21 protein-coding genes are annotated in these 21,960 nt (G+C 34.2%); 7 read left to right on the forward strand and 14 right to left on the reverse strand.

The window, feature by feature from the left end:
* Positions 1 to 175: 175 nt before the first annotated feature.
* The gene (locus LHL71_RS05960; RefSeq protein WP_227360891.1) at positions 176 to 643 is read left to right on the forward strand and encodes a C40 family peptidase; all 468 of its coding nucleotides are present in this window, start codon (positions 176 to 178) and stop codon (positions 641 to 643) included.
* A 67-nt stretch (positions 644 to 710) separates the two neighbouring features.
* Here the strand turns inward: LHL71_RS05960 and citG are convergent, their stop codons facing one another.
* From citG to citC, 6 genes are all read right to left on the reverse strand, one after another.
* On the reverse strand, positions 711 to 1,580 hold the full coding sequence (gene citG, locus LHL71_RS05965; protein ID WP_227360892.1) for a triphosphoribosyl-dephospho-CoA synthase CitG: 870 nt from the start codon (positions 1,578 to 1,580) through the stop codon (positions 711 to 713).
* Complete coding sequence (gene citX / locus LHL71_RS05970; protein ID WP_227360893.1) at positions 1,555 to 2,091, reverse strand: citrate lyase holo-[acyl-carrier protein] synthase; 537 nt, start codon at positions 2,089 to 2,091, stop codon at positions 1,555 to 1,557. The genes citG and citX overlap by 26 nt, the downstream gene beginning before the upstream one ends.
* A 65-nt stretch (positions 2,092 to 2,156) precedes the next feature.
* Complete coding sequence (gene citF, locus LHL71_RS05975; protein WP_227360895.1) at positions 2,157 to 3,695, reverse strand: citrate lyase subunit alpha; 1,539 nt, start codon at positions 3,693 to 3,695, stop codon at positions 2,157 to 2,159.
* The gene (gene citE, locus LHL71_RS05980) at positions 3,685 to 4,599 is read right to left on the reverse strand and encodes a citrate (pro-3S)-lyase subunit beta (protein WP_227360897.1); all 915 of its coding nucleotides are present in this window, start codon (positions 4,597 to 4,599) and stop codon (positions 3,685 to 3,687) included. The genes citF and citE overlap by 11 nt, the downstream gene beginning before the upstream one ends.
* 1 nt (position 4,600) lies before the next feature.
* Positions 4,601 to 4,891 carry a citrate lyase acyl carrier protein gene (gene citD / locus LHL71_RS05985; protein WP_227360898.1) on the reverse strand — a complete coding sequence of 97 codons (291 nt, stop codon included), beginning with the start codon at positions 4,889 to 4,891 and terminating at the stop codon, positions 4,601 to 4,603.
* Entirely contained in the window at positions 4,881 to 5,927 is a 1,047-nt protein-coding gene (gene citC / locus LHL71_RS05990; RefSeq protein WP_227360899.1) for a [citrate (pro-3S)-lyase] ligase, read from the reverse strand. The genes citD and citC overlap by 11 nt, the downstream gene beginning before the upstream one ends.
* 162 nt (positions 5,928 to 6,089) lie before the next feature.
* Here citC and LHL71_RS05995 point away from each other — a divergent pair, with 162 nt between their 5' ends.
* Positions 6,090 to 7,028, forward strand: a complete 939-nt coding sequence (locus LHL71_RS05995; RefSeq protein ID WP_227360901.1) for a sugar-binding transcriptional regulator — start codon at positions 6,090 to 6,092, stop codon at positions 7,026 to 7,028.
* Positions 7,029 to 7,064: 36 nt separating this feature from the next.
* On the opposite strand, the gene LHL71_RS06000 is transcribed toward LHL71_RS05995, so the two are convergent.
* From LHL71_RS06000 to LHL71_RS06020, 5 genes are all read right to left on the reverse strand, one after another.
* Complete coding sequence (locus LHL71_RS06000; RefSeq protein WP_227360902.1) at positions 7,065 to 8,486, reverse strand: anion permease; 1,422 nt, start codon at positions 8,484 to 8,486, stop codon at positions 7,065 to 7,067.
* 70 nt (positions 8,487 to 8,556) lie between these two features.
* The gene (locus tag LHL71_RS06005) at positions 8,557 to 9,492 is read right to left on the reverse strand and encodes an L-lactate dehydrogenase (protein ID WP_227360904.1); all 936 of its coding nucleotides are present in this window, start codon (positions 9,490 to 9,492) and stop codon (positions 8,557 to 8,559) included.
* A gap of 210 nt (positions 9,493 to 9,702) precedes the next feature.
* Complete coding sequence (locus tag LHL71_RS06010; protein ID WP_227360905.1) at positions 9,703 to 10,485, reverse strand: alpha/beta fold hydrolase; 783 nt, start codon at positions 10,483 to 10,485, stop codon at positions 9,703 to 9,705.
* 37 nt (positions 10,486 to 10,522) lie between these two features.
* Positions 10,523 to 10,942: a GNAT family N-acetyltransferase gene (locus LHL71_RS06015; protein ID WP_227360906.1), complete on the reverse strand. Its 420-nt coding sequence runs from the start codon at positions 10,940 to 10,942 to the stop codon at positions 10,523 to 10,525.
* 11 nt (positions 10,943 to 10,953) lie between these two features.
* A complete protein-coding gene (locus LHL71_RS06020) occupies positions 10,954 to 11,607 on the reverse strand; it encodes a histidine phosphatase family protein (protein WP_227360907.1) in 654 nt (217 codons plus the stop codon).
* Positions 11,608 to 11,746: 139 nt separating this feature from the next.
* On the opposite strand from LHL71_RS06020, the gene LHL71_RS06025 reads away from it, so the two are divergent.
* Both LHL71_RS06025 and LHL71_RS06030 read left to right on the forward strand, forming a co-directional pair.
* Positions 11,747 to 13,870 (forward strand): LTA synthase family protein, encoded by a 2,124-nt coding sequence (locus LHL71_RS06025; protein ID WP_430689988.1) that lies wholly within the window; start codon positions 11,747 to 11,749, stop codon positions 13,868 to 13,870.
* Positions 13,871 to 13,887: 17 nt separating this feature from the next.
* On the forward strand, positions 13,888 to 14,628 hold the full coding sequence (locus LHL71_RS06030) for a potassium channel family protein (RefSeq protein WP_227360908.1): 741 nt from the start codon (positions 13,888 to 13,890) through the stop codon (positions 14,626 to 14,628).
* A 13-nt stretch (positions 14,629 to 14,641) separates the two neighbouring features.
* On the opposite strand, the gene LHL71_RS06035 is transcribed toward LHL71_RS06030, so the two are convergent.
* Positions 14,642 to 15,625 (reverse strand): NAD(P)/FAD-dependent oxidoreductase, encoded by a 984-nt coding sequence (locus tag LHL71_RS06035; protein WP_283812388.1) that lies wholly within the window; start codon positions 15,623 to 15,625, stop codon positions 14,642 to 14,644.
* 143 nt (positions 15,626 to 15,768) lie between these two features.
* Between LHL71_RS06035 and LHL71_RS06040 the strand changes: the two genes are divergently transcribed.
* On the forward strand, positions 15,769 to 16,728 hold the full coding sequence (locus LHL71_RS06040; RefSeq protein ID WP_227360910.1) for a nucleoside hydrolase: 960 nt from the start codon (positions 15,769 to 15,771) through the stop codon (positions 16,726 to 16,728).
* A 32-nt stretch (positions 16,729 to 16,760) separates the two neighbouring features.
* Here the strand turns inward: LHL71_RS06040 and LHL71_RS06045 are convergent, their stop codons facing one another.
* Both LHL71_RS06045 and spx read right to left on the reverse strand, forming a co-directional pair.
* Positions 16,761 to 17,570 carry a Cof-type HAD-IIB family hydrolase gene (locus LHL71_RS06045; RefSeq protein ID WP_227360911.1) on the reverse strand — a complete coding sequence of 270 codons (810 nt, stop codon included), beginning with the start codon at positions 17,568 to 17,570 and terminating at the stop codon, positions 16,761 to 16,763.
* Positions 17,571 to 17,693: 123 nt separating this feature from the next.
* Positions 17,694 to 18,089: a transcriptional regulator Spx gene (spx, locus tag LHL71_RS06050; protein ID WP_227360912.1), complete on the reverse strand. Its 396-nt coding sequence runs from the start codon at positions 18,087 to 18,089 to the stop codon at positions 17,694 to 17,696.
* 292 nt (positions 18,090 to 18,381) lie between these two features.
* Here spx and LHL71_RS06055 point away from each other — a divergent pair, with 292 nt between their 5' ends.
* Both LHL71_RS06055 and LHL71_RS06060 read left to right on the forward strand, forming a co-directional pair.
* Positions 18,382 to 20,346 carry a cation:proton antiporter gene (locus LHL71_RS06055; RefSeq protein ID WP_227360913.1) on the forward strand — a complete coding sequence of 655 codons (1,965 nt, stop codon included), beginning with the start codon at positions 18,382 to 18,384 and terminating at the stop codon, positions 20,344 to 20,346.
* A 60-nt stretch (positions 20,347 to 20,406) separates the two neighbouring features.
* Positions 20,407 to 21,960, forward strand: a complete 1,554-nt coding sequence (locus LHL71_RS06060; protein ID WP_227360914.1) for a bifunctional metallophosphatase/5'-nucleotidase — start codon at positions 20,407 to 20,409, stop codon at positions 21,958 to 21,960.

Genomic DNA, 21,960 nt, shown 5'->3' on the forward strand with positions numbered 1-21,960 from the left:
AGAAAGCCCAGATTATAATGATCTGGGCTTTTTATTACAAAAATAGTCATTTAAAATTACTGATTTAACATTACATAACATTTATTTAATACCTCTGATAACACTTTGTCATACTAATGAAATATTTCACTGGTAAAGTATATCTTGTAAATTAAATAGGAGATGTTAATTAATCATGAAATTACATAAAAAATTATTATTAAGTCTAATCGCATTTTTCTCATTACTAGGTTTAGGTTCATTCAATGCTCAAGCTGCTACTAAGCAAACTGATGCTCAAATCCGTACTTCTATCTACAAACAAGCTAAAGCTAATTTAGGTAAACCTTACGTTTGGGGAGCAACTGGTGCTAATGCTTTTGATTGTTCTGGTCTTACTAGTTATGTATACAAAAAAGCTGCTAAGATTTCATTACCTAGAACTGCTGATCAACAATACGCAGCAAGTAAACGAATTGCTTACCGTAATGCTAAAAAAGGTGATTTAGTATTCTTCGGTTGGGGTGGATACATCTCACACGTTGGTATTTATGTTGGTGGCGGTAAAATGATCGATGCTCAAAACCGCGGTGTAGTTACTGAAAAAGTTGTTGCTCCATGGTGGAACTACTACGCAACTGCTAGAGTTACTGGCTTAAAATAATAATTTACGTTAATTAATATTCTCATCGAGTATATAAAAAAACCGTTAGGAAAATTCCTAACGGTTTTTATTTTGCATATTTTTGATCTAACATAGCTAAGTAAATGGTTAAAATCAATAGATCCGCCGAGCCACCTAAACTTAAATTGTGCTCAGTAAAATATTGATTTAAATCTAGTAAGTAATCATAACCTGCGGTAGTCGAACTACCTCCCAGTTCAAAATACTGATCAATTTTATCATTGACTATTTTAATAATCTCATTAGTATTGGCCCGCTTAATTAAATTACTATCTTCAGTATGTTTAACAATGACCATCAAGGTATCTAATAAACGCTGATTAAGGGTCCCTTTCGCCTGTTTAAGGTAAGGTAAGGCATATTTTCTTACACTAGGAAAAGCCGCCTCAGCCTGCCCTCTAATTCCGGTTAGTCCGTATTTTAAATATTGCTTTTCTCCAGCAGTTAGTTGATCACTAGGCTTAGTGTCTAAATTTTTAAAATCATTCTTGGTTAAACCCATCAACATTTTTTTAGTTATCGCTAATACCTGCTCAGAATTTAAGTTAGTTTGACTAGCATAGCCACTGGCACATACTAAAATTCCTAACGAAAAGATGGCTCCCTTATGCGTATTAACTCCATGAGTAGTAGCAAACATTAATTGCTCTGCTGCTACTCCCAAAGGTCTAATTTGGTGAAATAATTGCGTTAAATCCGTTCCTTGAAAAGCCTCTCCCTGTTCATAACAAGCTTGATAATACTCATCTAGGGCCACTGCACTGTTAATAAACATAAAGACATCCATATCATTATGTGAACCATTACTAATAGGATCAACTAAACCTGGTTTAGGATTAACGGTAACTTCATACAACATGGCTTGAACAGCCATTTTGGCAAAATATTCACTATTCTTTAATTCCATAATTTTCATACATCTCACTAATCTTAGTTTGCATTTCTGGGATCGAGTGCTTGCGACTTCTAGCACAATTTTTGGCATCTTGATCACAAATTAGGCATTTTCTAGGGGTAAACCCTAAATCTTTTCTAGAATAAGCCCGTTGCCAGTCACTTAAAATATCAATATCAAATAATCTTCCTAAATTAAACTCGTCTTCAAACTTAATACTGATTAATTTTAAAGCTTGGATATCTTTAGTATCCATGACTAAAAAAGTTTCCTCGCCCGTATCTAAATGCCAGCTGTGACTAAATAAAATTTTAAAATCTGCTAGTTGTTTTAAAAATTCATCCATCCCTAAATTAAATATACGTTTAATTTTAGAATTATTTTTAATAGGACCCGGAATATTTAATTTAATAGCAACAATTGTTTTACCAGGATATTCAGCTAGTAATTTACGTTGAAAAGCTTGGCGTTTATCTTTAACGGATAAAACATTCATGATACTTTGTTCATTTCCTTGATCAAATATTGTCATATAAAATTCCTCAATATATAAAAAATGTCGCTAGTTATCATAACATAGCAACATTTTAATTCAAATTAATCTTTAACTTCTTTAATTGTATCAATAATTGAGCCATCACGATATTCAACCATCGCAACAGTACGATCAGTAAATTCAAGTGGTTTAGCTTCACCAACGATCTTTTGAGCCATAGCTTGTAATTCATCAATGGTAAAGATTGGAAGTCCTGGAACTTTAGCTAAACGATCAATTAAATCTTGGCGTTTAGGATTAATAGCAATTCCGACTTCAGTAACAATAACATCAATTGAATCACCTGGGGTTACGACTGTTGTAACATCGTTAACTACCGTAGCAATTCGACCACGCACTAATGGAGTTGAAATAATAGTTAATTTAGCAGTAGCAGCATCTTGGTGACCACCAATAGCTCCACGGATAACTCCGTCTGATCCACTCATAACGTTAACATTAAATTTAGTATCAACTTCTAAAGCACTTAAGATCACGACATCTAATTTATCAACTACCGCACCTTTATTATCAGGATCGGCATACCATGAGGCATCAATTTCTTGTTGGTTAGGATTGTCATGCATTGAGGCAGCGGCACCCTTATCAAAATCTTGTACATCCATGACTTTTTCAATTAAGCCTTCTTTTAATAAATCAGTAGTAGGTTTAGTAATTCCACCTAACGCAAATGAGGCTTTAATATGATTATCAATCATTGATTGACGAAGATAGCGAGTAACGGCTAAGGCAGCTCCACCAGAACCAGTTTGGAATGAAAAACCATCTTTGAAGTATGGTGAGTTAGTAATAACATCATTAACCATCTTAGCGATTTTTAGTTCTTTAGGATCTTTAGTGAAACGAGTTGCTCCCGAACCAATTTTATCAGGGTTACCAACTTCGTCTACTTTGACAATATAGTCAACTTGAGTTTGTTTGATTGAAGCAGGGGTATTAGGATAAGCAACAATGTTATCAGTTAGTAAAACAACTTTGTTAGCATATTGGGCATCCATTAAGGCATAACCTAAAGAACCAAAGACTGCTTTACCTTCCATACCATTAGCATTACCCATTTCATCAGCATTCGGTACTCCTAAGAAAGCTACATCAATTTTGATTTTACCTTCTTCAATTGCGCGAGCACGACCACCATGTGAACGGAAAATAACGGGTTCTTTTAAAGCACCGTGAGAAACGGCATCCCCTAGAGAACCACGCATTCCTGAACTAGTAATGTTAGTAACGGTTCCGGCTTCAATAGCTTCAACTACCATGTCATTCATAACATTAGTAAGTGAAGATGGAGCTAAGGTTAAATTCTTAATTCCCATATCAATAATGATACGCATTACTTTGTTAAATACATAATCCCCTTCACGGAAGTGGTGATGAAATGAGATAGTCATGCCATCTTTAACATTTTCTTTAACTACATCTTCTAAAGAATCCTTGATTTTGTTTTCACCATTAGAAACCCGAACTGTTGGGGCAACTCTTTGAACTACTGGATTACCAATTTCAACTGATTCAAATGGTTTGTAGTCCATTTTTTCCATTAAATTATCTGGTAATTCGCGATTTACATTATTCTTCAATGTAATTACCCTCCTCATCGACTAAGTTAGAAGCTTTTGCTAAATTCATTACACGTTGAGCTCTTAATACTACCGGACGGTCAACCATTTGACCATTCATAGAAATTACTCCAGAACCTTTAATCTTAGCTTCTTCGATGGCGTGAATAACGCCTCTAGCATTTTCAATTTCTTTTTTAGTTGGTGCATATACTTGGTTAACCATTGGGATTTGGCGCGGATTAACTAATGATTTACCATCGTAACCTAATTGGTGGATATATTCAGTTTCTCGCATAAATCCTTCGGTATCGTTCATATTAGTAAATACCGTATCAAAAGCGGCAATATCATTAGCTCTAGCAGCATGTAAAATCATGTTACGCGCAAAATCTAATTCACGGCCGTCTGGATAACGATGAGTTTTCATATCAGTAGTGTAATCTTCGGCTGATAAAGCAATTCCGATCATTCGATCTGAAGCACCGGCAATTTCATTAGCATTTAAAACTCCCTTGGCACTTTCAATAGCAGCCATTAAATTAGTACTACCAACTTCGCGACCAAATTTCTTTTCAGCTTCTACTACTACTGCTTCTAATTCGTGAATCATATCGGCAGTTTCAGTTTTTGGTAAACGAATTACATCAATTCCGGCCTTAACCATGGCATAAACATCATCTTTATAGAATTCAGTATCCAAGCCGTTAATACGAACGACCAATTCAGTGTTACCGTAATCAACAGTTTTTAAAGCTTGGTATACCAAGTTACGAGCAGAATCTTTTTCAGCTAAAGAAACCGCATCTTCTAAATCAAACATGACTGAGTCGGCTCCGTAAATGCCCGCATCCTTAAGCATAGCCGGGTTATTACCAGGAACAAACATCATAGTTCTTCTTAAACGTTGTTCATTATCACTCATTTTATAAAACCTCCCAGTTAGGTTCGGTAGCATCAATTGAACGTTGAACGGCAGTAATAGTTCTAGCCTTAATTACGCAATCTAAAGCCCCTTTATCAACTGCTTTAACCTTGGCATTATCAATTCCATAATCTTTAATAACATCCGTAATTACTTGTTTAATTTGATCACCAAATTGTTTAATTACATCAGATTCTAGATTAATTTCAATGCCATTGGTGCCTTGGCTAAGCATGATTTGAATATCAGATGATTCTAACGTTCCTGCAATTGCAGTATGTTTAATTTCCATCAATGTTCATTCCTTTCTGGATCCGTTGTTGTAAGTTACTTAAATTACTTGAAATAAAATTAATAGTTGATTGAGGTACCAATTGAGATAGTTTTTCAAGATGATTATCTCGGATATTCTCACGAACATCTCGAGCCGAGATAATTTGTTGATCAACTTTTTTGCGATCGACTATTTTCACCTTAACTTCCGGCTCTAAAACATCTTTTAAAACCTGGTTATAAATATTAGTTGTTTCAGAATGAGGCTCGCTACCCAAATATCTAGTTTGAATATGCAAAGTTTTAGCAATCCAATTTTTAAAAATTAAAGCATCTAGGGTAGTTTGATAGGTTACTATCTCAGCCTGACTTTTAATAAAGTAAGCTGGGAAAGTCGCAAAGCTCACCATATAATCGGACCCGTTGACTACCGTTACATTATCTAAATCCGCCGTTCCCGCTTCAATTAATTGGGTTCGTTCACTAGTTGAAAATAAGGAAGCATCGGTATTCACTACAAACACATATACTTGATCGTTTTCTTTAGCAGCCGTCTCAATTAAATAACGATGGCCTAAGGTAAACGGATTAGCATTCATCACGATGCCGGCAATTGATTGATTATCGGAAAATTTAACAATGGAATTTAGATAATCTTGAATTAAGTAATCGCCACTTTCTAAAATAGCACCTTGCTTAGAAACTGCGATCGCCTGAAAGCCAACATGTTTAAAACTTTCCACATACTCTGGTTTCGTAAAAACAAATAAGTGAAAAATATTTTGTTGAGCTAAGCGCATAGTTAAATCTGAAATTATCGTGTTAAAATAAGTGCCACTTTCCCGACCCTTATTGCAAACCGCAATATATTTTAAAATATTACCAGCAATTGATCCGGTGGCCACTAAACGTTCACCTTCAAAAATTCCAATGGTTTGGTCAATTTTATCCACTTCATTAGCAGAAAAATCGTTAATATTTAGCGAAATTAAAAATTCTTGCCATTGTTTAAAAATAATTGGATCACTAAGATTTAGTTCCACAATATCGTTCAATACCAAAGCCTCATTTCATAAAACATTAAATTAACTATTAACTTTGTGCACTTTTATACTATAACATTTTTTGAAAAATTGCAAAAAAAATTAAAAATTTTAAAAAATATAAAATTAAATTACATGATATAATTTAATTAATAATTTTCGGGAGGATTTAATTTGGAAAACATCCAACATCGCAAAGAACTGTCCTTAATTGCAGAGGATTATTATTTCTCTAAATTAACGATTGGGGAGATTGCTAAAAAATATAATTTAAGTCGGTACTTAATTACTAAGTATCTAGACGAAGCCACTGCATCTGGCTTAGTAACTATTAAAATTTATTCACCGATTACCAGAAATTTTGAATTAGAATTAAAATTTAAAAAGCAATTTCCTAAGCAAAACATTTATATTGTCAAAAATAGCAATCACTTTTTAACCAATGGGGAAAACGTAATTCAATTTGCTGCTGAACAGGCTCAAATTATGATTGCTGATAGTAAAATCGTTGGTTTAACCTGGGGAAACACCATTAACCAAGTGATTCATCAACTAGGCGGTTCTATTAAAAATGATTTAACCTTTACTCAATTTTTAGGAGAAAATATTAAATACGGGTCCTCCAATGGATCCATGAAAGTCATTGAAAATTCCGCTGAAAAATTTGGCGCTCACTATATTCCAATGATTGCCCCGTTATACATACTAAATGATCAGGTCAGAAATCACTTAAAGCACGAGCCCTCTTTAAAAGAAGCGTTTGACTTTGCTTCTAAAATGGATCTCATTATCACCGAGGTCGGGACCTTAGACTCTCTAAATTCCATTAGTTTTTGGAAAGAAAATCGTGAACGTATTTTTCCCGGAGTTGATTTTGATCAAGTAGCGGGCTTAATTTATGGACGTCCCTATGATATCAACGGACAACTACTAAATCCCGATGAAAATAAAGTATTTGGCGTTGATTTACAAACCATTTTAAAAACCCCTCGCCGGTTGGGAATTATTTCCGGTAAATTTAAAAGCCAAGCAACTCTAGGTCTCTTAAATAGTCAATTAGTTACAGATGTCATCATGGACGAAGCCGTAGCCAATCGAATTATTAATAAATAAAAACCAGTTATCAATTAAGATAACTGGTTTTTATGTTTACCAAATTCCGATAAGTTTCATCCATAGGGTACCGATACCGATCCAAATAACGATATAAATTAATCCTAAGATGAAGTTCATTCTCCACCAATCTGATTGTTTAACATAACCAGTACCAAATAGAATTGAAGCAGGTCCATTTGAGTAGTGAGTAGTTGAACCAAAGATTGCGGCAGTAAAGCCTAATAGTAAGGCTGATAATAAGTGTGGTGCGCCAGCAGAAATAGCTACGGCTAGTAATGCTGAGTACATAGCAGAAGTTTGAGCAGTTCCACTAGCAAATAAGTAATGAGTGTAGAAGTAGAAGATCACAATTACAAATAACACAATCATCCAATTGTAGCCACTTAACATTGATCCCATAGTTTTTGATAGCCAACCAATTAAACCTAATTTAGTTAATTCATTTGCCATGAAAATTAAAATTGAGAACCAAATTAAAGTGTTCCAAGCACCAGTTTCATTTAAAATATCACTAACGTTTAATACCCCAGTAACTAATAATAATGAAACTGCTAAGAAAGCAACAAAAGTAGCATCTAAACCGATAAAACTAGATAACATCCATAATGCTAAAGCTAGTACAAAGACAGCCATCATAATCTTTTCAGCAACTGTAATTTTACCCATTTTAGCTAATTCATCATTAGCCCATTCCTTAGCATTAGGAGTTTCTTTAATTTCTGGTGGATACATTTTGTAAATTACGTAAGGAATAATAATTAAACTTAAAATTCCGGGAACAATTGCAGCAGTAAACCAAGTAATCCATGAAATATTGATACCCATTGATTTAGCAAAGGTAGCGGCTAACAAGTTAGGAGCCATAGCGGTTAAGAAAAGACCACTAGTGATATTGTTACCATGGAATTCTGAGAAAATTAAAAATGAACCAATTTTTCTTTCGGTACCATCTTGAGGAGATGATCCGTAAACTTCAGCTAAAGATTCAATAATTGGGTAAACAATCCCACCGGCACGCGCTGTACTACTTGGTGTAGCGGAACCGGTTAAAACATCAACCCCGATTAATGAGTAAGCTAATCCTAAAGTCTTCTTACCAAACATTCGTATAAAGATCAACGCCACACGACGACCAAGACCGGTTTTAACAAATCCTCGTGATAAGAAGTAAGCCATGGCAATTAACCAAACAGTATTACTACCAAATCCAGTAACGGCTTCTTCCATAGGTACAACTTTTAATAAAACTGCAATGGTAATCCCAACAATGGCTACCCCAGCAATTGGAATTGGTTGAACGATACATCCAATAATGGTACCAACAAATATTGCTAAAATTCTCCAAGCTTCTAATGAAATCCCGTCTGGTCTAAATCCAGAACATAACCAAATAATTGCAGCGATTACAATTGGCCAAAAAAACTTTTTGTAATCGACTTTACTTAATGATGACATCCAATTTCCTCTTTCATTATCAAATTATTTTATTCACATGAATGGCTAAAATTTTTATTTTTTTCTTTTGCTATTTAATATCGTTTAAAATGGTTTGCATAGTTTCTACTGATTTTTGCATTTGAGTTTGTTCAGTGTCACTTAGTGGCATGTCAATAACATTTGCAATTCCGTTGCCATTAATTACGGCTGGATTACCAATGTATAAATCACTGTCACGATATGGTGCACTAATTGGTAAAACAATACTTTGGTTAGTTAAAATAGCTTTTGTTATATTTGCTAAACAAGTAGCAACCCCATAGAATGTAGCACCTTTTAACCCAATTATTGAACTACCTTTTTTACGAACATCTTCTTCAATTGCACTTAAGTCAGTTGACGAAATTTTTTGATCGTTAGCCACTTGTTTTAAAGCAATCCCATTAATAGTAGCTTCGTCATAAGCAACAAATTCACTATCTCCGTGTTCTCCTAAAACATAGGCATTGATCTCATCAATTGAAACTTCAAATTTTTGAGATAATTCTACCAATAACCGTGCAGTATCTAAGGAAGTTCCCGTTCCGATAACTCGGTTTTTAGGAAATCCCGAAAGTTTTTGAGTCATAGTAGTTAAAATATCCACTGGATTACTAGAAACTACAAAGGTTCCAGCAAATCCGCTTTGCACAACTGGTTCCACAATTGATTTGAGAATTGAAACATTTTTGTTAACTAAATCTAAACGTGTTTCCCCCGGCTTTCTTGGGACACCAGCTGTAATTACAACTACATCGGCATCTTTAGCATCGCTGTATTGACCGTATCTAACTTTAGTACGTTTAGTGAATGCTGAGATATCTTCTAAATCTAAAACATCACCTTTAGCATGATCTTCTTTTAGATCAGCAATTACTAATTCATCAGCTACGCCCATTTGTTGTAAAGCAAAAGCAAATGATGATCCAACTGCTCCATCGCCAACTAATAAAACTTTTTTAGGTTTACTAATTGTCAAAGTCATTGTACCAACTCCTTTAAAAATTTTATGACCTTCATGTTTGATTTGTCACATTATTATGCAATATTTTTTTAAAAATTTCAAATTTTTTTGTGAAATTTATAAATTTTCAATATGTATTATCATAAAAGAATTGGCAATAACCCTTATAATATCAGCAATCATCGGGAATTATTAGATTTTTTATCATAATAAAAATTTATCATGCGAGCTTTATAACGTTAATAAAAAATTATGCAGTACTTCATTAAATTTCTCGGGTTGTTCAGCCATAACAATATGCCCAGCATTTTCAATGACTTTAAATTGACCATGAGAATTAAAATTAGCCACCACTTCGGCAAAGTGATAATCAAAATATGGGGATTGTTTACCAGCAATAATTAAATAAGGAATCTTTAACTGCACGATAACATCCCGCCAGTCTTGCGTAGCATGATCTTCTAAAAAGCTCTGATTTTGATCTGAGTGATAAGGATACTGTTCATTAAGTAATTTAATTTCTTGATATAAGGTCGCATCAATCTCATGAAAGGTCGCTTTTCCGAAATCATTTTTAATTAGATAGGGAAAATTATCCCAAGCTAAATTTTTAAAACCAAACGCCCATTCCTGATCTTGAAGCATTTTAGGCGACTGATCCACATCAATAAAGGCTTTAACGTGTTGATCACCGTATAAAGCAAAATAAGCTAAAAAGGTAGCTGCGCCCATCGAATTACCCATTAAAACGGGATCCTGTAAATTTAAATCGGTCATTAATTCATGGATATCTTGCGCATGCTTAAAAATTCTTTGGCCTTTAAACGTCCGTTGTGATATCCCTTGATTTCTAGCATCCACATTGATTACGCGATAATGATGGTCCAATAAAAAGTTTACCTGATTTTTCCATATTAATTTGTGTCCACCAATTCCCGTTAAAATTACAATCGGTTGTCCTTCTCCTTCATCAGTATAGGTTAACTGAACATTATCACTAGTTATAAATTTCATACTTTCTCCTCTTAAAATAAATAACCCCGAGATGGGGTTATTTAAGGTTTATTTCCATATTTTGATGCTGAATGCCGGCTTCCATAAATGGTTCACCCGTTACCTTAAAGCCCAATTTTTCGTAAAACTTCACGGCAGTAAGTTGAGCTCCCAAATAAAAATAATTAGGCCTAAGCGTTTGGAGAATCTTATTTAAGAGTTCTCGAGCATAACCTTGATGTCTAGCGGATTTTATTGTAGCTACCCGTTGAATATGAATTCCACTATCTGTAGGTAAAGTCCGAATAGTGACAACCGGATGGTTATCAACGTAGCCAACCCAATGTTTGGCTTGCGTATCCAAATCATCATATTCCAATTCTCTAGGGACCTGTTGTTCATCTACAAAAACCGCTAGACGAATACTCAGCGCATCATTATAAATCGCACCCTTACCAGTTGCATACTTAATTTCCAATCGACTTGCTCCTATTGATTATATTGATCAATTTTAATTTGATCGTCATTAATTATTAATTTGGTGTAACTACCATTTTGTGGACGGACTGTTAAATCATATTTACCAGCTCCATACTTATCCACCAAGCTTAGAATTGAGTTGCCGTGGGTAACTAATAAAACATTGTCACCATCTGCAATCGCTGAATTTTGTTCGATCATTTTTAAGCCCTGATTATAACGCTGCCAATATTCAGAACTATCTTCGGCATGATGAAATGGATCGGCTGCCTTAATAAAATCTTTGGAACGATCAATCGAATACTTATCAACAATTTCTTTAAAAGTTGGCACCCCATGCGGACCACCTGCCATTAACCACATTTGGTTAATATCGCTGCCTTCAAAAGAGCCATAAAATTCTTCTCTAAACAACTTAGAAGTAATAACTTGGTTAGTGCTGTTACTTTGATTAAAATCTAAAATCTTTTGACAGGTCTCAGAAGCTCGGGTGGTATCACTACTATAAGCAGCCTTAAAATTGATCCCTGCTAGGCGTTTACCCGTATCCTCAGCGTTTTTTAAACCTTTCTCAGTTAATGGAGTATTGCCCCAGCCTTGAACTTTATTATAAATATTAAAATAAGTTTGACCATGACGCACTACGTATAAATTAAATTTCATCTTATCACCTCATTATCTAAATAATATCATCTCACCTTAAATTTTAAAAAAGATCGCCTTAAATTTATATTAGATAGCTTAGTTTTTTGTTACTATAGAAATCAGAAAAATCATTAAGGGAGTCAGCTACTTGAAAAAAATTAAAAATATCTTACCAAATCCCAATACGCGTTTGGGAATTTTTGGATTATTAATTGCCATCTTTTGGCTAAAAACAATGTTTGCTTACATTGTTGATTTTCACTTATCAGTTTCTAATCCATTTCAGTTTTTAATTGTTTTAATTAATCCAATCGCTACCACTCTATTATTATTTGGAATTGCGCTATATTGCAAGAAAAGTCGGTTCTTTTATCCCGTCATTTTTTTAATGGATATTTTAAATACCGTCCTACTTTATTTAAACGTAATTTATTTTAGAGAGTTTACCGATTTTATGACCGTTAGCACTATGACGGGATATTCTAAAGTCAATCAAGGATTAAGTGGTAGTTCACTAGCCCTAACTTTACCACACGATGTCCTTTATTGGATTGACTTAATCATTATTCTTATTTTATTGTTTACTCGCAAAATTAAAATTGATCATCGCCCTTTAAATAAACGGATCGGCTATGCGTTTAGTTCCTTGGCGGTTTTATTTTTTACGATTAATTTATCATTAGCCGAAATGGATCGTCCGCAATTACTTACTAGAACTTTCGATCGAACCTATATTGTTAAGTACTTAGGAATTGATGCCTTTACCGTTTATGATGGTTTGAAATCTCAACATAACAATGATTTAAGAGCTTCGGCTACTAAATCAGAATTAAATGAAATTCTTAAATTTACCAAATCACACTATGCCAAACCTAATTCAAAATATTACGGCATTGCTAAAAATAAGAATGTAATTTATATTCATTTAGAAAGTTTCCAACAATTTTTAATTAATCAAAAGATTAATGGTCAAGAAGTAACCCCATTTTTGAATAGTTTATATAATAGTAAGTCTTCTTACTCTTTTAAAAACTTCTTTCACCAAGTGGGACAAGGAAAAACTTCCGATGCTGAAAATATGTTAGAAACCAGTACCTATGGATTACCTCAGGGTTCCTTATTTGCTCAATTAGGTAGTGATAATACTTTCCAAGCAGCCCCAGCCATTTTAAAACAAGAGGCGGGTTACTCTAGCGGGGTTTTCCATGGAAATATTGCTAGTTTTTGGAATCGTAATAACGTTTATAAAAACTTAGGTTACCAATACTTCTTCGATGCTAGTTATTACAATACTACCGGTGATCGTTCATTAGGATATGGCTTAAAAGATAAACTATTATTTAAAGACTCAGTCAAATATTTAGAACATCTTCAACAACCGTTTTATGCTAAGTATTTAACCGTTACTAACCATTTCCCATATGATATTGATTCCGAAGATGTTACCAACTTCACCACTACCAATACAGGTGATAAAGTAGTTGATAATTACTTCTTAACTGCTCATTATTTAGATCAATCAATTAAAGAATTTTATGATTACCTAGAAAAATCAGGTACCTTAAAAAATAGTGTGATTGTCTTGTATGGTGATCATTATGGAATTTCTAATTCAGAAAACGAAGGCCTAGCAAAGGCCCTAGGTAAAAATCCAGAGACTTGGACCGACTTTGATAGTACTCAAATGCAACGCGTACCTTTCATCATTAACATTCCAGGTCAAACCAATGGTAAAGTTATGGATGAATACGCTGGTGAAATTGATGTTTTACCAACTTTGATGCATTTATTAGGCATTGATAGTCAAAAATACATTCAATTTGGGACAGATGTCTTTTCACCTGATCACGATCAAGTAGTCGCCTTTCGTAATAAAGATTGGGTTAGCCCTAAATACACTTCCATCGATGGCGAAATTTATGATAGTAAAACTGGTAAAGATTTAGGATTTACGGATGACGCTAAGGCTGTTAAAGCTGATACGGAACGGGTTAGCAAGGAACTTAATTTATCCGACTCCTTAAACGAAAAGAATCTGCTTCGTTTCTATCATCCGGCCGGTTTTAAAGACGTCGACCCTCGAAAATATAATTACTCTGACGAACTACAAAAAGAAAAGAACATTGAAAAACTACTTGGTACCAAATCAACCAGTATTTTTTCTAAGAATCATGACCAAACTACATCGAAAATTTATCAAACTGATGCACCGGAAGATTCTCATCAAACTACCAGTAGCAATCGCATCAAGATCACTAATCCTGATGACAATACCAACTAAATCTAGGTGAATTAATTATGAAAAAGGGATCTATCAAATCCTTTGTCAATGTCTATAACTTTATAGTAACGACTTTAATTTTTATTTCATTTTTATTAGTAATCGCTAGCTTTAAACACTGGATCTCTGTAGAACACGGAATTTATTTCTGGATATTACAAATTATTTGGGCCTTCTTTTTAATTGACTACGTAATCCGCTTTTGGCTGGCACCCTTTAAAAAGCAGTTCTTAATTGAAAATTCGTTTGATTTATTAGCGCTAATTCCCTTTCATCCCGTCTTTGTGTTTTTTAGAATTAGTCGCATTATTCGGATCATTCGTTATTATCACCTTTTTTGGAAATTAGGTTGGTCGGGACCAATCACGAGATCGGTGCATAACTTTTTGTATGACACCGGATTTATCTACCTTTTTTCAATTAGTTTAGGTATTTTATTGTCATGTTCGCTAATCTATTCATTTTTTGAACATCAGTCTTTATCGCATTCGCTTTGGTGGGCGATAACTACCGCTACCACAGTGGGTTACGGTGATATGTCGCCGAAAACCGATGGCGGAAAAATTATCGCTAGTTTTTTAATGATTGGTGGAATTGGCTTTATTGGTTTACTAACCTCCACAATTACTGATTTTTTCACCGATAAGGATCCTCATGAAGTCAATCAGCAAAAAATCGATGATCTAAATGAACAAGTACAGCAACTTTCTAAACAAATCGAACAACTTACCAAACAAATAAAAAACGGAAACCATTAAGGTTTCCGTTTTTTTATTTGTTTAATGACGTACTGTGCATGGCACCTCGTCTATCAGGATAAAGATTACTAATCAAATGATTGATCGCAATCGGAGCTTCTCCAAAGCCAGTCGAAATTAATGCTTGTTTGCCATCAAAGGTAGCTACGTCCCCAACAGCAACGATATTTTTTAGATTAGTTTGGCCGGTTTGGGACACGTTAATTTGGCCCTTAGTTTTGGCTAAATCAATACTCCAATTATCATTAACCTTGTCTTGTGATTTAAAACCGTAATTAACCACTAATTTATCTACTACCACTTCTAATGGTTCTTTGGTTTTCATTTTTTCAGCGATTATTTTAACTTGTTGATCCACTGGTTCTAAACCTTTAATTAGGTATGGAGTTAGTAATTTAACTGATGATTCCTGCAATTGTTTGACACTGTGTTCCATCGCTCTAAATTGATCTCGTCGATGTAATAAATAGACCTCTGGACTGACCGAATTCAATAATAAAGCTAAATCAATGGCAGAATCACCACCGCCAGCTACTAAAACGGATTGATTCTTGAATTTATCTAGATCAGTAACTCCATAAAATAATTGCTTATCTTCAAATTCATCAGCGTTATCTACGGCTAATTTTCGCGGATTAAAGGAGCCCACACCAGTCGCAATTAAGATTGATTTAGACATAGTTACTTCTTGATTTGTGGTAATTTTAAATTCATCACCCACTGATTCGACATCTAAAACGGTTTGTTTAAGTTTAACTTCTGTATCTACTTCAGCTAACTGGGCTTTCAAATTACTAATTAGATCTTTACCCGTAATTTTAGGATAACCGGCAACGTCTAAAATAGTTTTTTCCGGATAAATGGCACTAACTTGGCCACCTAATTGTTCTAAACTTTCAATAATTTGAACTTTAACATCTCTTAATCCAGCATAAAAACCAGCAAACATGCCGACTGGTCCACCACCAATAATGGTAATATCATACGTTGCTTCCATCATTCGCACCCTTTTCATAATTTATTACGTTATATATTACAAACTTTTAGCTATCAAATGCAACTTTAATTTAATTGTTTTAAATTTCAAACTCAGTTATGATTAAATTAAAGGTTTGATTTAATACATTGGAGGTTTTCATCATGGCTAAACGAAAAATGATTTTAGATCTAGATACTGGAATTGACGATGCCTTAGCAATTGCTTACGCTGTGGCTAGTCCGGATGTTGATTTAATTGGTATTATTGGTTCATACGGCAATGTTTATGTTGAAGAAGGTGCCAAAAATTCACTTAAAATTTTAGAATTGTTAGGTCAAACTGACGTACCTGTTTACGTAGGTTTATCTCACTCATCAGAATCCGATCACTTCGATCGCATGCCCGTTAGTGCTAGAATTCACGGTGAAAACGGAATTGGCGACGTTGATTTACCAACCGCTAAACGTTCTTTTGAATCAGGTGACGCCATTGACTTTTTAATTAATTCTATTAAACAATATGGTAAGGATTTAATCTTAGTACCTACCGGCCCTCTAACTAATTTAGATGCCGCCATTAAAAAAGCTCCTGAAATTACCGGAGAAATTGGAAATGTTACCATCATGGGAGGCGCCTTAACCGTTCCCGGAAACGTTACTAACGTTACGGAAGCCAATATTAATCAAGATGCCTCAGCCGCCAACCGAGTATTTACCAGTCCCTTACACTTAAATATGGTGGGATTAGACGTTACTTTAAGAACGCTTTTAACCAAACAAGAAACTAAAACTTGGCGCGATTTAAATACTAAATCCGGCTCAGCCTTTGCAGACATCGTTGATTATTATATCGATGCCTATAAAGAAACCAGTCCCGATTTAAATGGTTGTGCTTTGCACGATCCTTTTGCCGTCGGAGTAGCTATTGATCCTTCATTTGTCCAAATGTTAGATTTAAACATGTATGTAACGACTGACGAAAAATATTACGGTCGTACAGTTGGTGATCCTGCTAGATTATCTGATCCAGATACCAACATTAAAGTGGCAGTTAATGCCGATGTAGATCGTTACTTAGAAACTTTTATGACTTACTTAACTGATTTATTTAGTCAACATTAAAAAAAGACCTGCTCATGGCAGGTCTTTTTATTTTAATTTTGATCGAAATATTTGTTAACGTAATGAGCTACTCCGTCAGCATCATTATTTAAAGTTACCGCATTACCAGCTGCTTTAATATCAGCATTGGCATTTTCCATAACAACACCCACCTCAGCTGCTTTTAACATACCTAGATCATTTTCAGCATCCCCAAAGGCCATTAAATTAGAATAATCCCAACCAAAATAATTTAATAGGTGTTTTAAGCCGACTGCTTTATCCATGCCAGCTGCTAAAAATTCCATAATTTTAGGTTGTGAACGAACAATGTGATATTTTTCTTGCATATTTTTAGTTAATTTAGATTGATATTCGTCAACTAAGTAAGGATCATCACAAACGATACCTTTGGAATATGTATTAGTTACACTTAAATTTTCGAAGGTTTCAGAATCAAATTTAATATTACCGTGGAATTGTTCCGGGTATTTAGAAGGCTTTAAATCCGTAATTGAATAAACTTGTTCATAATCTAAAACATCCAATGGTGCATTAACCTTTTGACAATATTCATATAGTAAGTCAAAGTCATATTTTTGAAGACCTTCTCTAAATAAAACTTTTTTATCCGAGTTATGAACAACTAATGAACCATTAAAAGTAATAGTATAGTCGTTTTCTTCAGTTAATCCTAATTGTTCAATAAATCTCCAAATAGCATTAATTGGTCTACCGGTACAAATGACGATTTTAACGCCGGCTTCATGTAATTGTTTTAAAGCTTTTTCGTTAGCATTACTAATAGTTTTATCGCTAGTTAATAAGGTTCCATCAAGATCTAAAGCGATCATTTTAATCATTTCAATATCCTCCCTTGATTTCTATAACCTTATTTTACTCTAACCAAACTTAACTTAGTAGCCAATTAATATAAAAAAATCGAGTAATATATACTCGATTTTCGTTGTCTTTAAGTTAATTTATTAGCTAATTCTAGATTCCAACACCCGAAGTTCGGCTTCTCTGACTTCTCTTGGTAGGAAGCGGCGAATTTCTTCTTCATTGAATCCAACTTCTAAACGATGGTCATCAAATATGATAGGACGCTTGATTAGATCTGGATATTTCACAACTAAGTTAATTAATTGTGAAAGTGAAAGATTATCGATATCTAAATTCAATTCTTTGTAGATATTAGATCTAGTTGAAATAATATCTTCACTACCATTTTCAGTTAAACGTAAAATCTCTTTAACTTCATCCCCGTTGATAGGATTTGAATTGATATTTCTTTCTTTAAAATCAATATGGTGTTCTGTCAACCATGCACGAGCTTTACGACTCGATGCACTACTTGGTGCTACGTATAGATTTAACATAATAAATCCACCCCTCATTACGTATAAAAATTTATTACGACAAACAAAATAACTTTCCCCAAAATTAGATTGTAATATGCCGTTAAGTTAATAATATATTCACGAAATTATCTTGTCAAGATTTTTTTTATTTTTTTGTTTAAATTTAAACTTATTAAGCAAATCATAACTTTTGAGTTTCGCCGAATAACTAACATTTCAATGTTAACACTAAATTCTTTGGACTTGGTAATAATTAAACTATAATTAATTATAATTAAGAAAATCTAAAATATAATTGGAGTGATTAAATTTGGAAACTTTATACTCAGTAATTTTATTAGCTATCGCTTCGATTTTATCTAGTATGATTTACACTAAATTACCTAAAATCCCCCTAGCCTTTTATCAAGTTCTCAGTGGTTTAATTTTGGCGATTTTTCCAATGTTTCACAACTATACGCTATCTTCAGAATTATTTATCTCAGCGGTAATTGCTCCACTACTGTATAACGACGGGCAAAACACTAATCATAAGCAGCTGCAATATTCGATCAAACAAATTATATCCATGTCGGTAGGTTTGGCGATCTTTACTGCCATCATTTTGGGATACGTGGCACATTTAATTTTCCCAATCATTCCGATTATGTTAACTTTAGCTCTAGCGGCCATCATCACTCCGACTGATTCGGTAGCTCTAACTTCCATTACCGACAACTTAAAAATCCCCTACAACATTAAATCTAATTTACAAAATGAATCTCTGTTTAACGATGCTTCAGGAATTGTTATTTTTGATTTAGCCTTAAACGGCTTTATCACGGGCCAAGTATCACTATTTTCCGGATTCGAACATTTCCTCATAAGCTTTTTAGGTGGATTGATTATTGGTACGATTTTTGGTTTCATCGCCATCATCGCTAGAGAATGGATGGTTAGCCAATCTATGGACTCTATCAGTGTAATTATTCCCTTTAGTCTACTAACACCAATTGCGATATATTCCATCGCCATCTTTTTACATTCATCCGGAATTTTAGCCGTGGTAGCTGCCGGAATTGTCCAAGGTATCAATAAACATCGCATGCGTTTAACCGCAGCTGACGTACAACTAACCTCTAAATCTTCTTGGACTATTTTAACTAATTTATTAAACGGTTTTTCATTTGTTTTATTAGGAGTAATTTTACCTACCGTTTTAAAAGGCGTTTTTTATCATCCCAAACTTCTAACGATTGAATTACTATTATTAGCTGTGGTTATGTACTTAATTATGTTTGCCATTCGCTTTATTTGGGTCAGTCTCAAACTCGCCAAAAGTAAATATAATTCCAGCACTTCCATTAAGGATGCCTTTATCACCGCAATTAGTGGAATTCACGGAACCATTACTTTATCCATGGCTCTATCCATTCCATTAACCTATCAAGGTCATGAATTTCCTTATCGTAATGAAATAATTTTTGTAGCTTCAGTAATTATTTTAATTAGTTTATTTTTACCAACGATTATCTTGCCGCTAATTTTGCCCAAGAAAACCACTTCTAGTGATGCCGATTACATTAAGCACCGTAATCAAATGGTTAATTATGGGATTAGTCGGTTAAAAGAATATAACAAAGCCCCCCTAATCGATTTAGACTTTGTAATCGATATGTTAAATAGTCAAAAAATCAAACGCCAACCTAATAATCAACAAATTCGGTTATTTTTTAGACAAACCATTAACATTGAACGCTCTACCCTTAAAGAACTAGTTCGCAATCATCGTATCACCAATCGGGATGCTGAAATCATTGCCCAGCGAGCTAGCAAAATTAATAATATGAGCTTTAACAACCGCGTTTTATTTTGGTTTAAAGTTCATTTACCAAAAAATCGTCAGGCTTTGTCTACCGCTAATGATTTCGTCCAAAAATATTCGCAAATGAATGATATTCCTCGCATGGTTAACCGTAAAAAAGAAACTTTTAAAAGCGTAGAAAATCAAATTTATGAAAATATCATTCGCTATTTAGACCAAATTGAAACTAACGATAATCAGGCTGCCATTGCTTATGTAAGGCGATTTTATAATATTCGGCATAATCAATCGTCACTTTCACAAGTTTCCATTGAAAACCGAAACCGCTTGTTTATCCACGCTTTTAAATATGAATTCAACTATGTGCTTCATGAATACACTAATAATCGCATTTCTCAGGATATGGCCAATCGTTTAAATCACAGTATTTCGACCGATCAATTAGTTTATATGCAATCAATTGATGATTAATTTTACTTATTTAGACTTATTGCTTATAATTTATATCATATATAAATATCAGGTGATTATATGAAAATTACGATTTTATCTACAAGCGACACCCATGGATTTATTCCACCAACCAATTTTGTTAATTTACACGAAAATATGCCTTTTGGATTGGAAAAGGCTGCTTTTATCATCGACCAATATAAAAAACATCATCCCAATGAAAAAATCATTACCATTGATAATGGCGATTTCTTAGAGGGGTCTCCATTATCAGACTTCATTGCAGCATCTGATAACGAGTTTGTTAAACAGGCTTATGCGGCCGCCTACAACGCCGTAGACTACGACTTTGGTACCATTGGTAATCATGAATTCGACTACGGCATGGATTATTTACAAGCATATATCCAAGCTTCCGATCGTCAATTTTTATGCGCTAACTTAGTAGACCAAAACGATCAACCATTACTAGGAAAACCTTATCAGATTGTTGATATGAATGGTTTAAAGGTTGCCTTTTTAGGACTTACAACCACTAGTAGCCGTAAATGGAAATTCATCAAAAACCTTAAAAATTTCAATTTAAAATCGGCCGTTCAAACTGCTAAAGCCTTAATGCCCGAAATTAAGCAACAAGCCGATGTCGTTATTGGCATTTATCATGGCGGCTTCGAACGTGATATTAACGGTAATTGGAATGATATTACCGTGGGCGAAAATGAAGGTTATGAACTTTTACAAAGCATTCCCGAAATCGATGCTTTAGTCACTGGTCATCAACACCGTAAAATTGCTACAAAGCTTTTTGATCGTCCTACTATTCAACCAGGCTACCGTGGTCAATTTGTCGGTAAAATATCTTTAGATATCGATCCAATAACTAAACAAGTTCAACATTCCGATGCTCAGTTAATCGATGTTGAAAAAGCCTTTTTAGATCCGAAAGTTTATGCCATTATTACTCCCATCGTCAGCGAATTAAATCAATGGCTGGACAATCCGGTCGCCATTATTGACGGCGATCTAACTTTTAGAAATGCTTTTGATGCTCGAGTCCAAGAAACCGCCTATATCGAATTAATCCAAAAAATCCAAATGGACAAAATGGGCGTAGATGTTTCAGCCACTGCCGTTTATAATAATGAAGCACACGGCTTCGAAAATCCCATTACCATGCGCAACATTATTACTAACTATGTTTATCCCAATACTTTAGTGGTCTCGCAAATTTCAGGTAAAGATTTGCGGGAAGCCTTAGAAACTAGTGCCCAGTATTTCGCTGAAGAAAACGGTAATCTAATCATCAATCCAGAATTTTTATTCCCGAAACATCGTTTTTATAATTATGATATGTACGAAGGCATCGAATATGATTTAGATATCAGCCGTCCCATTGGTCAACGGGTGACCAAACTAAAATATCATGATAAAGATGTTTTAGATGAGGATCAATTAAAGGTCGCCTTAAACAAATATCGCGCTTTAGGTGGCGGACACTATGGCATGTTCACTAAAGATAAAATTATTCACGAAGACAATACGCCAATTCAACAAATTATTTTTGAATATTTACAAAAAAATCCTTTAATTATTGCCACTTGTAACAATAATTTTAAAATATATACGGATTAA

It is taken from the genome of Lentilactobacillus laojiaonis (assembly GCF_020616595.1).
In the GTDB taxonomy this organism is placed as follows: Bacteria; Bacillota; Bacilli; order Lactobacillales; family Lactobacillaceae; genus Lentilactobacillus; species Lentilactobacillus laojiaonis.